The sequence below is a fragment of the Haliea sp. genome (genome assembly GCF_040221975.1).
Lineage (GTDB): Bacteria > Pseudomonadota > Gammaproteobacteria > Pseudomonadales > Halieaceae > Haliea.
In genome coordinates this window covers 211962-225399 of sequence record NZ_JAVJWR010000023.1, presented here as the reverse complement: position 1 = coordinate 225399, position 13438 = coordinate 211962, and the positions used below count along the sequence as shown (strand labels likewise).

The window sequence follows — 13438 nt, the reverse complement described above, 5'->3', positions numbered from 1 at the left end:
TTCAGGCTACTCCTCCGGCTGCTTTGACGACCTGCTGGGCAGCATCTGTGAGGCTGGTGGCAGCAATAATGTTCAGTCCACTGTCTGCCAGGACCTTGCGCCCCAGCTCTGCATTGTTGCCTTCCAGGCGCACAACGACCGGCACTTCCACACCGATTTCCTGCACAGCGCCAATAACGCCGTCGGCAATCAGGTCACAGCGCACGATGCCGCCAAAAATGTTGATCAGCACCGCTTTCACGTTGGCGTCGGAAAGAATGATCTTGAATGCTTCGGAGACGCGTTCCTTGGTGGCACCACCGCCTACATCGAGGAAGTTGGCCGGGGAACCGCCATGCAGCTTGACGATATCCATGGTACCCATGGCCAGGCCGGCGCCGTTCACCATGCAGCCGATGTTGCCATCCAGGGCCACATAGTTGAGTTCCCACTTGGCAGCGAGGGCTTCGCGGGCATCTTCCTGCGAGGGATCGTGCATTTCGCGCAGTTTGGGCTGGCGATAGAGCGCGTTCCCGTCCACGCCCAGTTTGGCGTCCAGGCAGTGCAGATTACCCTGCTCGGTAATGACCAGGGGATTGACCTCGATCAGCGCCAGATCCTTGTCCTTGAACAGCTGCGCCAGGCCCATGAAAATTTTCACGAACTGCTTGATCTGCTCACCTTCCAGGCCGAGCTTGAACGCCAGGTCACGGCCCTGGTAGGGCTGGGCGCCCACCAGCGGATCGACAACCGCCCGCAGGATTTTCTCGGGGGTTTCCTCGGCTACTTTCTCGATCTCCACGCCGCCCTCGGTGGACGCCATGAATACAATGCGACGGGTCGCACGATCCACCACGGCGCCCAGGTACAGCTCTTCGGCGATATCGGTGCAGGTCTCCACCAGGATCTTGCTGACCGGCTGGCCGTTTTCGTCGGTCTGGTAGGTAACCAGATTCTGGCCCAGCCATTTGTTGGCGAAGTCGCGGATCTCGTCCGTGGTCTTGACCAGCTTGACGCCCCCGGCCTTGCCACGGCCACCGGCGTGAACCTGGGCCTTGACCACCCACATATCACCGCCGATGGTTTCCGCCGCCTTGACCGCCTCTTCCGGCGAGTCGACGGCGTAGCCTTTGGATACGGGCAAACCGTATTCGGCAAACAGCTGTTTGCCCTGATATTCATGAAGGTTCATGCTCTGTCCTGTGTTTTGTGTTACCTACTGGAGTGGACGCCAGCGCCCACACCCCCCAGTGCCTCGTCTGCGCAAGAATTGGTTTTATGCGCGCGCGACCGGGCAAAGTCTACTTGCGAGGCTTGCGATTGGCGATGTGAATGGCATGGCCATGCACTGCCAGGGCAGCTTCGTGTACGGCTTCCGACAGGGTCGGGTGGCCAAATACAGTAAGCGCCAGATCCTCGGAACTGGCGCCGAATTCCATCGCGATAACGACCTGCTGCACCAGATCCGCAGCCGATGGGCCAACAATGTGGCAGCCCAGAATGCGGTCGGTCTCGGCATCGGCGATGATCTTGACCATGCCGTCGGTATCGTTCGCCGCCAGGGCGCGGCCGCTGGCGGCAAAGGGGAATACCCCGGCCTTGAAGTCGACGCCATCGGACTTGAGCTCCTGCTCGGTGCGACCAACAGCAGCCACCTCTGGATGCGTGTAGATCACCGAGGGAATGCAGTCGTAGTTAAGCTGGGCCTTCTTGCCGGCGATACGCTCGGCGACCATGACACCCTCTTCCGAACCCTTGTGGGCCAGCATCGGGCCGCGTACCACATCGCCCACGGCGTAGACATGCGGTGCTTCGGTGGCACAGTAATCATTGACGTAGATAAAGCCCCGCTCGTCAAGGTTGACGCCACAGTCGGTGGCCAGCAAGTCTTCCGTTCGCGGCCGGCGGCCGACGGAGACGATCAGCCGGTCAAACACTTCCACATGCTCGCCATCGCCATCGGTAAAGGTCACCTCGACCTTGCCACCCTTCACTTCCGCACCGGTCACCCGGGTATTAAGACGAATATCCAGCCCCTGCTTGCGGAAAATCTTTCCGGCCTCCCTGGCGACCTGCGCGTCCATCATCGGCAACAGCTCATCCAGGGCCTCCAGCATGACCACCTCGGCGCCCAGCCGGGCCCAGACACTGCCTAGCTCAAGACCGATGACCCCGGCGCCAATGACACCCAGACGCTTGGGCACTTCACTGAACTCCAGGGCGCCGGTGGAATCGACAATATACTCGTTGTCCACCGGCGCCGGCGGAATCGCGATGGGAACGGAGCCGGCAGCGATAATAATGTTCCCGGCCTCCACCACGTTGACCTTGCCGTCCTTGTCCGTCACCTCGACCTTGCAGCCCGCGAGCACCTTGCCGCGGCCCTGGATGCTGGTGACGCCGTTGTGCTTGAACAGGCCGGTAATGCCACCTGTCAGCTGGTCCACGATCTTGGTCTTGCGCGCCATCATGGCGGCGATATCCATGGTCGGTTTCTTGATACCAATACCGTGCAGGCCGAAGTGGTCCCGGGCCTCGACAAACTTCTGACTGCTGTCGAGCAGCGCCTTCGACGGAATACAGCCGACGTTGAGGCATGTGCCCCCGAGACGGGTCTTGCCATCGTCGTCCAGCCACTGCTCCACACAGGCGGTGGACAGGCCCAATTGGGCCGCCTTGATGGCCGCCACGTAGCCGCCGGGGCCCGAGCCGATTACCACTACATCGTATTTGTCAGCCATTAGTTGTCCCAATTCCAGTGTATTTACAGTTGCAGCAGGATGCGCGCCGGGTCTTCAATCAGGTCCTTGACCGCCACCAGGAACTGCACCGCAGTCTTGCCGTCAATCAGGCGATGGTCATAGGACAGGGCCAGGTACATCATCGGCAGCACCACCACTTGCCCGTCCACCGCCATGGGCCGTTCCTGAATCTTGTGCATGCCAAGAATACCAGTCTGCGGCGGGTTGAGAATGGGGGTCGACAGCAATGAACCGAAGACACCGCCGTTGGTGACTGTGAAGGTGCCGCCGGTCATGTCATCGATGGTGAGCTTGTTGTCGCGGGCGCGCAGACCGAGATCGCGAATCGCCGCCTCGACATCTGCCAGGCTCATGAAATCCGCATCGCGCAGTACTGGTACGACCAGGCCTCCGGGTGTCGACACGGCCACGCCGATATCCTGGTAGCCGTGGTAAACAACATCGTTGCCGTCGATGGAGGCATTGACCTCGGGGAAGCGCTTGAGCGCCTCGCAGCAGGCCTTGACGAAAAAGCCCATGAAGCCGAGACGGGTGCCGTTGTGGGTCTTCTCGAACTGCTCCTTGTACTTTTCACGCAGCGCCATCACCGGCGCCATGTTGACCTCGTTGAAGGTGGTCAACATGGCTGTGCCACGCGTGGCCTCGAGCAGGCGCTCGGCGATGCGGCTGCGCATACGGGTCATGGGGACCCGTTTTTCAACGCGCTCGGCCGTGGGGCCTACGGGCACCTGTGGCATCGCCTGCGCCGCATCCCCGGGAACGGAAGCAGGCGCCGCAGGCTCCGCAGCGGCAGCCTTGGCCGGCTCCTTCCTGAGATGGGCCAGCACGTCTTCCTTGGTCACGCGTCCACCCTTGCCAGTACCGGCAATCGCCGCCGGATCGAGCTTGTGCTCTTCCACCAACTGCCGCGCCGCGGGGCCCATGAGTTCCTCGGCCTTCTCACTGGCGGCGCTGTCGGGGGCTGTGGAAGCGGCGGCTGCGGGCTTCTCTGCGGACTTGTCTGCAGCGTCGCCAGTGGCGGCCGCGCCGGGCTCCAGTACCGCCAGCAGCTGCTCACTCTGGACGGTGTCACCCTCTGCTGCGTGAATCTTTTTGATGACGCCGTCTTCCGGCGCTACCACTTCCATCACCACCTTGTCGGTTTCGATCTCCAGTATCAGCTCGTCGCGGGAGACCGCCTCGCCTTCCCGCTTGTGCCAGGCCGCAATTTCCCCGTCTGCTACGGATTCGGGGAAAGTCGGCGCCTTGATTTCAATAGCCATTTCAGTTCCTTTGGAAAATGCTGGCGCTGTCAGGACCCGGTGGGTGACAGGGCGTCATTGATAAACTGTTCCTGTTGCGCCAGGTGCAGGGCCATGTAGCCAGCCGCGGGCGAGGCCGAGGGATCGCGCCCCACATAGCTCAGATACACCTCCTTCTTGTGCGCGAACATTACCCGTCGCATGTGGTGCTGACTGGAATACCAGGCACCCTGGTTCTGGGGCTCTTCCTGGCACCAGGCCGCCTCGGTGATATTGGGATAGTTGGCCAGCACCTGCAGCAGTTCCGCCTCCGGGAACGGGTACAGCTGTTCCAGGCGGATCAGTGCGACATTCTCAATACCCCGCTCGCGGCGTACCGCAAGCAGGTCATAGTAGACTTTGCCACTGCAGAGGACGACCCGCTTGACCGCGTTCTTGTCGATAGCGTCGGTCTCGTCGAGCACGTTGTGGAAGTGGCCGTTGGCGAGATCTTCCAGCGAGGACACCGCCTCCTTGTGCCGCAGCAGACTCTTCGGCGACATCACCACCAGCGGCTTGCGCAGCGGCCGGATGGCCTGGCGCCGCAACATGTGAAAAACCTGGGCCGGGGTGCTGGGCACGCAGACCTGGATATTGTGCTCCGCGCACAGCTGCAGGAAGCGCTCGAGCCGGGCGGAGGAGTGCTCCGGGCCCTGGCCCTCGTAACCGTGGGGCAACAACATGGTCAGGCCACACAGGCGCGACCACTTGTGTTCGCCGCTGGTGATGAACTGGTCGATGACAACCTGGGCACCGTTGGCGAAATCCCCGAACTGGGCCTCCCAGATAACCAGCCCCGTGGGCGAGGTAGTCGAGTACCCATACTCGAAGGCGAGCACCGCCTCTTCCGACAGCAGCGAGTCATAGATGACAAAGGGGGCCTGGTCATCACTGATGTGCTGCAGGGGAATGTGGCGACTGCCGTCTTTCTGGTTGTGCAGTACCGCATGGCGGTGGGAGAAGGTGCCTCGACCTACATCCTGGCCGGTCAGGCGCACGGGATATCCCGCCTGCAGCAGGCTGGCATAGGCCAGGGTTTCGGCGGCGCCCCAGTTCAGTGGCAAGGCACCCGCGGCCATCTTGCGGCGGTCCTCCAGGATCTTGGCGACCTGGCGCTGCAGCGGAAAGTTCTCCGGTGCCAGATTGGTATCGTGAGCCAGGGTCTGCAGGGCGTGCAACTCCATGCGGGTATCACAGTGCAGGGTCCATTCGTGGCCCAGATACGGCGTCCAGTCCACAAACAGGCTGGCGTTGGGCTCCGATACCAGGCCGCTCACCAGCGGCTCGCCGCGGTCAAGGGACTCCCGGTAGGCGTTCACCAGGTACTCGTCGTCCTCGGTTGTGATCACGCCCTGCTCTATCAGGCGGGCCGCGTACAGGTCCCGGGTGGTCTTGTGCTTGCGGATCCGCTCATACATCAGTGGCTGGGTTACTGCCGGCTCATCGGCCTCGTTGTGACCGCGGCGCCGGTAGCAAATGAGATCAATGACCACATCGCGATTAAACGCGTTGCGGAAATCCACTGCCAGGTGGGTCACGAAGTGCACCGCTTCCGGATCGTCGGCGTTGACGTGGAAAATCGGCGCCTGCACCATCTTGGCGACATCGGTGCAGTATTCGGTAGAGCGTGCGTCCTGGCGGTCACTGGTGGTGAACCCGACCTGGTTGTTCAACACCACATGCAGCGTGCCTCCCGTCTTGAAGCCCCGGGTCTGGGACATCTGGAAGGTTTCCATCACCACGCCCTGACCGGCAAAGGCGGCATCGCCGTGAATCACGATGGGCACGACCGTATCGCCCTTCGGGTCCTGGCGACGGTCCTGACGGGCGCGCACTGACCCCTCCACCACCGGCGACACGATTTCCAGGTGCGAGGGGTTGAAAGCCAGAGCGAGATGCACTTCCCCACCCTCGGTCATCACATTGGACGAAAAGCCCTGGTGATACTTGACGTCACCGGACTTGTCGTAGACCGCCCTGCCCTCGAATTCCGCGAACAGGTCCGACGGGTTCTTGCCAAATATGTTGACCAGCACGTTGAGACGACCGCGGTGAGCCATGCCGATGACGATTTCCTTGGCGCCGTAGGAACCGCTGCGCTGTACCATTTCCGACAGCATCGGGATCAGTGACTCGCTGCCCTCAAGGCCAAAACGCTTGGTGCCGGGATACTTGGAACCCAGCGATTTCTCCAGCCCCTCCGCCTTGATCAGACGCCGCAGCAGCTGCTTGCGAATGTCCTCGGAATAGTTGGGTGCCGAGCGCACGGACTCCATGCGCTGCATGATCCAGTGCCGCTGCTCGGTATCAACGATGTGCATGAACTCGGCGCCAATGGTGTGGCAGTAGGTGCGCTCCAGGGCCTCGACAATCTCACCCAGGGTTGCGTCTGTCTTGCCGATATACATGCTGCCGGTCTGGAACACTGTCTCCAGGTCCGCGGCGGAAAGCTGATGAAAGGAGAGGTCCAGGTCCGGTATGTGTTCCCGGGTATGCAGATTCAGGGGATCCAGGCTGGCCTTCTGGTGGCCGCGCTGGCGATAGGCCGAAACCAGTTGCACCACCTTGACCTGCTTGCGCTCGTATTCGGTGGCCTGGGAATCGTGGGCCACAGTGGCTTCGGTGCGCACGCGCATCTTGCTGATCTGGGCAAAACGGTCGCGGATCGTGGAGTGGGGAATGTCCTGGATCAAAGCCGAGGACGAATCCACCCGCGGCAATTTGTCAAAATAATCCCGCCACTGTTCCGGAACCCCATTGGGGTCCAGGAGATAGGATTCGTACAAATCCTCCACGTAGCTGGCGTTGCCGCCGGCGATATGCGAGCTCCTGCGCAGGAGCTCCATTGGACTGTCTTGCATCATGCCCTTCCGGGTTGAAGTTTCACGCCGGCGGTGACCCGGCTGGTTTCACCGTGTGCCTGTTCAGGTCGCCCGGGTCAGCAGCATCGTGCGAATGTGACCGATCGCGCGGGTCGGATTCAGGCCCTTGGGACACACATTGACACAATTCTGGATACCGTGACAACGGAACACGCTGAAGGGGTCATCCAGCCGCGACAGGCGTTCGTCGGTGGCGGTATCGCGACTGTCCGCCAGAAAGCGATAGGCCTGCAACAGACCCGCGGGACCGACAAAGCGATCCGGATTCCACCAGAACGAGGGGCAGCTGCTGGAACAACAGGCGCAAAGTATACACTCGTAAAGACCGTCCAGCTTGGCCCGGTCCTCCGGCGACTGCAGGCGCTCGATCGCGGGCGCCGGCGTATTGTTCTGCAGATAGGGCTGGATCTTCTCGTACTGGGCGTAGAACAGGCTCATGTCGACGACCAGGTCGCGAATCACCGGCAGGCCCGGCAGCGGACGGATCACCAGTTTGTTGTTCCTCACGGTCTCGGACAGGGGCGTGATGCAGGCCAGCCCGTTCTTGCCGTTGATGTTCAGGCCGTCGGAACCGCATACGCCTTCGCGACAGGAGCGCCGATAGGTCACCGAGCTGTCCTGGGCCTTGAGCTGCTCGAGCACGTCGAGCACCATCAGGTCCTTGCCTTCGGTGTCGAACTGGAAATCCTGCATCCAGGGCTTCTGGTCGGTTTCCGGGTTGTAGCGATAAATGCTTACTTGCAACATGATTGTGACCTCTGGGTAGCTACGCAGCGATTAATACGTACGGGCCTTGGGCTCGAAAGTCGGCACGGTCAGCGGCTTGAAATTGACGCCGCGCTTGCCGACCCGCTTCTCGTCCGGGTAGTACATGGAATGGCACAGCCAGTTTTCATCATCCCGCTCCTGGAAATCGTCACGGGCGTGGGCGCCGCGGCTTTCATTGCGGGCTTCGGCGGTGATGGCCGTGGCCTCGGCCACTTCCAGCAGGTTGTGCAATTCCAGCGCCTCGATGCGAGCGGTATTGAAGGTGTTGCTTTTGTCGGGCAGGGCCGCCGTTTCAATGCGGCCGCGCAGCTCCGCCAGCTTGCGAATGCCTTCCTGCATGAACTCGCCCTTGCGGAACACGCCGAAGTAATTCTGCATGACGTTTTGCAACTCCTTGCGCAGGTCCGGAATCTTGTCGCTGCCGGTGGCCTCATTGAGCTTGTTGAGCCGGGACATGCCCTGCTCGATATCCGAAGCGCTGGCATCGCGCATGTCGATACCCTCGCTCAGTGCCTTCTCGATAAACAGCCCGGAAGCGCGACCAAATACCACCAGGTCCAGCAGCGAGTTGCCACCCAGACGGTTGGCGCCGTGCACGGAGACACAGGCGACCTCACCACAGGCATACAGGCCGGGAATGATCTGGTCATTCCCCTGCGCATCCACGGTCAGGGCCTGGCCATGGACGTTGGTGGGAATGCCGCCCATCATGTAGTGACAGGTCGGAACCACCGGAATTGGCTCCTTCACCGGGTCGACGTGGGCAAAGGTGCGCGACAGCTCGCAGATGCCCGGCAGGCGCGATTCCAGCACCTCCTCGCCCAGGTGATCGAGCTTGAGCAACACGTGGTCGCCCTCGGGGCCGCAACCGCGCCCCTCGAGGATCTCCAGAACCATGGAGCGCGCCACCACGTCGCGACCGGCAAGATCCTTGGCATTGGGCGCATAGCGCTCCATGAAGCGCTCGCCGTCCTTGTTGATCAGGTAGCCACCCTCGCCGCGGCAGCCCTCGGTCACCAGAGTGCCGGCGCCGTAGATACCGGTGGGGTGAAACTGCCACATCTCGATGTCCTGCACCGGGAAGCCGGCCCGCAGGGCCATGCCGATGCCGTCGCCGGTGTTGATGTGGGCATTGGTGGTGGAGGCATAGATGCGCCCGGCACCGCCGGTGGCAAACACGGTTGCCTTGGATTTCACATAGACCGTTTCACCGGTCTCCATGCAGATGGCGATAACACCCACCACGGCACCATCCTGGTTCTTGACCAGGTCAGTGGCATACCACTCGTTGAAGAACACAGTGTTGTTCTTCAGGTTGCCCTGGTAGAGGGTGTGCAGCAGGGCATGACCGGTGCGGTCGGCCGCGGCACAGGTGCGGGCAGCCTGGGTCGGATTGTCAGGACCCTTGGACTGGCCGCCAAAGGGGCGCTGGTAGATGCGGCCTTCCTCGGTGCGCGAGAAGGGCAGGCCCATGTGTTCCAGCTCGAACACCGCTTCCGGACCCACGCTGCACATGTATTCGATGGCATCCTGGTCGCCGATATAGTCGGACCCCTTGACGGTATCGTACATGTGCCAGCGCCAGTCGTCGTTCGGGTCGGCGCTGGCAATGGCACAGGTAATGCCGCCCTGGGCGGAGACCGTGTGGGACCGGGTCGGGAAGACCTTGGAAATAACCGCAGTCTTGTAACCCGATTGGGCCAGCTGCAGGGCAGCGCGCATGCCCGCGCCACCACCACCTACGATGACGCCGTCAAAAGAAATGGTTCGCAATGCTGTCATGTCTCAATATCCCCAGAGGATCTGTACGCCCCAGACCACATAAACAAAAAGTACCAGTGCAATCACCAGCTGGGCAGAAATGCGCAATACATTGCCGGTGGTGCCCATCATCCGCTCTGTCAGGTAGTCCGTGACCACCGCCCACATGCCAATCCAGGCGTGCGCTGCCAGAGACAGGAGCGCCATGAGACTGAAAACCTTGACCCAGGTGTGGTCAAAGAGTGCTTTCCAGCTCGCGTAATCTACGCCGGTGAGTACAACCCAGATGAGAAAGACAAAGTAAGCCAGCAAAATGACCCCACTGACTCGCTGTACCAGCCAGTCCGAGGTCCCTGAGCGGCCGAAGCTTGTGACTGCAGTTACCATATCATCACCCCCACCAGCAGCGTCAGGAGAATTGAAAGCGCGATCACCAGGCGAGCACCGAGGACGCCCCCTTCCAGGCTCTCACCGATACCGAAATCCATGATCAAGTGCCTGACCCCCGCGAGGGCGTGGTAGATCAGCGCAGCCGCGATCACCCACAGGATCAACTTGGCGAGCGGGCTGGCGAGGGCCGATTGCAGGGCGGAAAAACTTTCCGGACTGCGCAGGCTCATATCCAGGGCCCAGACCAGGAAGGCCATGGCGACGAAAAGAAAAACACCGGAAGCGCGATGGGTAATGGATGCCCACGCGGTAATGGGGAGCCGCATGCTGCCGATGTCCAGGTTAACAGGACGCTTGTCTTTCACAGTTCAGGTACCACCGTTGCAGACGCCACAAGGGCGATTAATGAAGCCGGCCGCAGGTCAGGCCTGGCACTGTTGCCACCCGCTTCGGAACGCGGAGAAAGCGCGCGGAATTATAGGAGGATGCGGGATCAATTACAAACCTGCCCACAGGCGAGGCGAGGGCCGAAAAACTGCAGCGAACATCGCCTATCTCCAGACTGCACGATCCGGGACAATGACCCCAGAAGACCCCGAATTGGCGGCAAATACGGCCAGATCAATTGACAAAAGCTGTCGAGACTCTATAGTTGGGCACCCCGAGAAACAACATCGCAGGACCCCCTATGAGTGAAAGAAAGGCAACCCTGAAGGTAGACGGGCTGGATGAAACCATCGAGCTCCCGATCTACTCCGGCACCCTCGGCCCGGATGTCATTGATGTTGGTGGCCTTACCGCAAGGGGCATGTTCACCTATGACCCCGGTTTCGTCTCCACGGCTGCCTGCGAATCACAGATAACCTATATCGACGGCGCAGAGGGTATACTGCTGCACCGCGGCTACCCGATTGACCAGCTCGCCGAGCACAGCGACTACCTTGAGACCTGCTACCTGCTGCTCTACGGCGAACTGCCCAACGCCAGGCAAAAGCAAAAGTTCGTGAGCACCGTCAAGCGTCACACCATGGTGCACGAACAAATCCGCACCTTCTTCAACGGTTTTCGCCGCGACGCTCACCCCATGGCGGTGATGTGCGGTGTAGTAGGCGCACTGTCGGCGTTTTATCACGACTCACTGGATATCTCCGACGAGAACCACCGCGAAGTCGCAGCTTTCCGCCTGATTGCAAAAATGCCCACGCTGGCAGCCATGAGCTACAAGTTTTCCATCGGCCAGCCGTTCATGTACCCCGACAACAGCATGAGCTATTCGGAAAACTTCCTGCACATGATGTTTGGCAATCCCTGTGAGCCCAGCAACATCAGCCCGGTACTGGCCAGGGCAATGGACCGCATCTTCCTGCTCCATGCGGACCACGAGCAGAATGCCTCCACCTCGACGGTACGCCTGGCAGGTTCCTCCGGCGCCAACCCCTTCGCCTGTATTGCCGCGGGCATTGCCGCTCTCTGGGGACCCTCCCACGGCGGCGCCAACGAGGCGGTACTGGAAATGCTGGAGGAGATCGGTGACGTCTCCCGTATCGACGAGTTCGTGGCCAGGGCCAAGGACAAGGACGATCCCTTCCGCCTGATGGGCTTCGGCCACCGGGTATACAAGAATTTCGACCCCCGTGCCAAGGTGATGAAAGAGGCCGCGGACGAGGTGCTTGCGGAACTGGGCGTCGAGAACGAGCCACTGCTGGCCATCGCCAAGCGTCTCGAGCAGATTGCCCTGGAAGACCCCTACTTCATCGAAAGAAAGCTCTACCCCAACGTGGACTTCTACAGCGGCATCATTCTCAAGGCCATCGGCATCCCCACCAGCATGTTCACCGTGATCTTCGCGGTTGGCCGCACGGTTGGCTGGATCGCCCACTGGCACGAGATGATCAGCGGCAGCTACCGCATCGGCAGGCCGCGCCAGCTCTACACCGGCCACACCCAGCGCGACTTCCTGCCGCTGGACAAGCGCAGCTGAACCCGCGCTGCTGGCTGCACGTCGCGGACAGGCGCCACGGCGGTGCCCCCGCCCCCGGCAACAAGGCCGCCCTCGCGCGGCCTTTTTTCGTTACACTGGGCCCCAACGGGCAGAACAACAGGAATCAGGCAGGTCATGAGTGACGTCATTATCAGCGGCACAGGGCTGTATACACCGCCCCAGTCCATCAGCAATGAAGAGCTGGTCATCTCTTTCAACACCTGGGTAGAGCAGTTCAACGCTGACAATGCTGATGCCATAGCCGCCGGCGCCCTGGCACCGATGCAGCCCTCCTCCGCAGAATTCATCGAAAAGGCCTCGGGGATCAAATCGCGCTACGTAATCGACAAGGCGGGTATACTCGATCCAAACCGCATGGTGCCGCGAATCCCCGAGCGTCCGGACAGCAGCCCCTCAATCCAGTGTGAAATCTCCGTGGCCGCCGCCCGCGAGGCGATGGCCCAGGCCGGCAAGACCGCGGCGGATATCGACGCGGTCATCGTCGCCTGCTCCAACCTGCAGCGGCCCTATCCTGCGATTGCGGTGGAAGTGCAGGCCGCCCTGGGTATCCAGGGGTTCGGCTTCGACATGAACGTGGCCTGCTCTTCTGCCACCTTTGGCATTCAGCAGGCCCGCGACAGTATCCTTTCCGGCAGCGCCCGCTGTGTACTCATCCTCAACCCGGAAATCTGCAGCGGCCACCTCAACTTTCGCGACCGCGACTCCCACTTTATCTTCGGCGACGTCTGCACCGCGATCATCGTCGAACGCGATGACAGCGCCTCCGCAGCCGAGCGCTACCGCATCGTTGATACCAGGCTGCAGACCCTGTTTTCCAATAATATCCGCAACAACTTCGGCTTCCTCAACCGCGCCGCCGAGGAAGGCATCGGCCAGCCAGACAAGCTGTTTGTGCAGGAGGGGCGGAAGGTCTTCAAGGAAGTCTGCCCCGCAGTGGCAAAACAGATCAGCGACCAGCTGCAGCGCCTGGATATCGAGCCCGGCGCCCTCAAACGCCTGTGGCTGCACCAGGCCAACCTGAGCATGAACCACCTTATTTCACGCAAGGTTCTCGGGCGGGATGCCACTGCCGAAGAAGCGCCCACGATTCTGGACGAGTACGCCAACACCAGTTCCGCGGGCTCGGTGATCGCCTTCCACAAGCATCGAGGGGACTTCGCCAGCGGTGATCTGGGGGTGCTGTGTTCCTTTGGTGCGGGTTACAGTATCGGCAGCGTGATTCTGCAGCGGGTTTGACAACCTCACTCCAAGGGATTGCGCCAGTGCTTCTGGTTCGCCGCTGCCGGGATCCGCACGGAACCCGGGCAACGCGTATCCGGGTGACGGTTGCAGGACACGCCGTAAATACGTCCATGTAGGCTCGGTGACGGCATCCTTGCCGTCAACGGTCCTGCAACCGTCACCCGGCTCCACGTCGCCCTCTCACTTCGGTGACTCCGTTTTTTCGCACTACGAATTACGTGACTACATGAGGGAGGCTTGTGGCTGGAGGCTTGCCGGGACCGTTGAGCGCATGGAGGCGCGGGGCCGCCCAGACGATACGAGCCTACATGGATGTATTCACGGCGAGTCTCGGCAAGCCTCCAGCCACACGCCGCCCGTGTTCAGTGCACC

General features: G+C 61.3%; 10 protein-coding genes. 2 read left to right on the top strand and 8 right to left on the bottom strand.

The features are described 5' to 3' along the window. Window position 1 precedes the first annotated feature (1 nt). The 8 genes from sucC to sdhC form a co-directional block, all read right to left on the bottom strand. Complete coding sequence (gene sucC / locus RLO07_RS09545; protein WP_462291900.1) at window positions 2-1171, bottom strand: ADP-forming succinate--CoA ligase subunit beta; 1170 nt, start codon at window positions 1169-1171, stop codon at window positions 2-4. 109 nt (window positions 1172-1280) lie between these two features. Then, on the bottom strand, window positions 1281-2720 hold the full coding sequence (gene lpdA / locus RLO07_RS09540) for a dihydrolipoyl dehydrogenase (protein WP_462291899.1): 1440 nt from the start codon (window positions 2718-2720) through the stop codon (window positions 1281-1283). A 23-nt stretch (window positions 2721-2743) separates the two neighbouring features. Further along, window positions 2744-4003, bottom strand: a complete 1260-nt coding sequence (gene odhB / locus RLO07_RS09535) for a 2-oxoglutarate dehydrogenase complex dihydrolipoyllysine-residue succinyltransferase (protein WP_462291898.1) — start codon at window positions 4001-4003, stop codon at window positions 2744-2746. Window positions 4004-4032: 29 nt separating this feature from the next. Continuing rightward, complete coding sequence (locus RLO07_RS09530) at window positions 4033-6882, bottom strand: 2-oxoglutarate dehydrogenase E1 component (RefSeq protein ID WP_462291897.1); 2850 nt, start codon at window positions 6880-6882, stop codon at window positions 4033-4035. 63 nt (window positions 6883-6945) lie between these two features. Then, the gene (locus RLO07_RS09525) at window positions 6946-7650 is read right to left on the bottom strand and encodes a succinate dehydrogenase iron-sulfur subunit (protein ID WP_462291896.1); all 705 of its coding nucleotides are present in this window, start codon (window positions 7648-7650) and stop codon (window positions 6946-6948) included. A gap of 30 nt (window positions 7651-7680) precedes the next feature. Further along, window positions 7681-9453 carry a succinate dehydrogenase flavoprotein subunit gene (sdhA, locus tag RLO07_RS09520; RefSeq protein WP_462291895.1) on the bottom strand — a complete coding sequence of 591 codons (1773 nt, stop codon included), beginning with the start codon at window positions 9451-9453 and terminating at the stop codon, window positions 7681-7683. A 3-nt stretch (window positions 9454-9456) separates the two neighbouring features. Next, window positions 9457-9819: a succinate dehydrogenase, hydrophobic membrane anchor protein gene (gene sdhD / locus RLO07_RS09515; RefSeq protein WP_462291894.1), complete on the bottom strand. Its 363-nt coding sequence runs from the start codon at window positions 9817-9819 to the stop codon at window positions 9457-9459. Next, window positions 9813-10187 carry a succinate dehydrogenase, cytochrome b556 subunit gene (gene sdhC, locus RLO07_RS09510; RefSeq protein WP_462291893.1) on the bottom strand — a complete coding sequence of 125 codons (375 nt, stop codon included), beginning with the start codon at window positions 10185-10187 and terminating at the stop codon, window positions 9813-9815. Before sdhC ends, sdhD begins: the two co-directional genes overlap by 7 nt. Before the next feature lie 323 nt (window positions 10188-10510). On the opposite strand from sdhC, the gene gltA reads away from it, so the two are divergent. Together gltA and RLO07_RS09500 are read left to right on the top strand one after the other, a co-directional pair. Beyond that, on the top strand, window positions 10511-11803 hold the full coding sequence (gene gltA / locus RLO07_RS09505) for a citrate synthase (RefSeq protein WP_462291892.1): 1293 nt from the start codon (window positions 10511-10513) through the stop codon (window positions 11801-11803). 135 nt (window positions 11804-11938) lie between these two features. Beyond that, the gene (locus RLO07_RS09500; RefSeq protein WP_462291891.1) at window positions 11939-13060 is read left to right on the top strand and encodes a beta-ketoacyl-ACP synthase III; all 1122 of its coding nucleotides are present in this window, start codon (window positions 11939-11941) and stop codon (window positions 13058-13060) included. Window positions 13061-13438 lie beyond the last annotated feature (378 nt).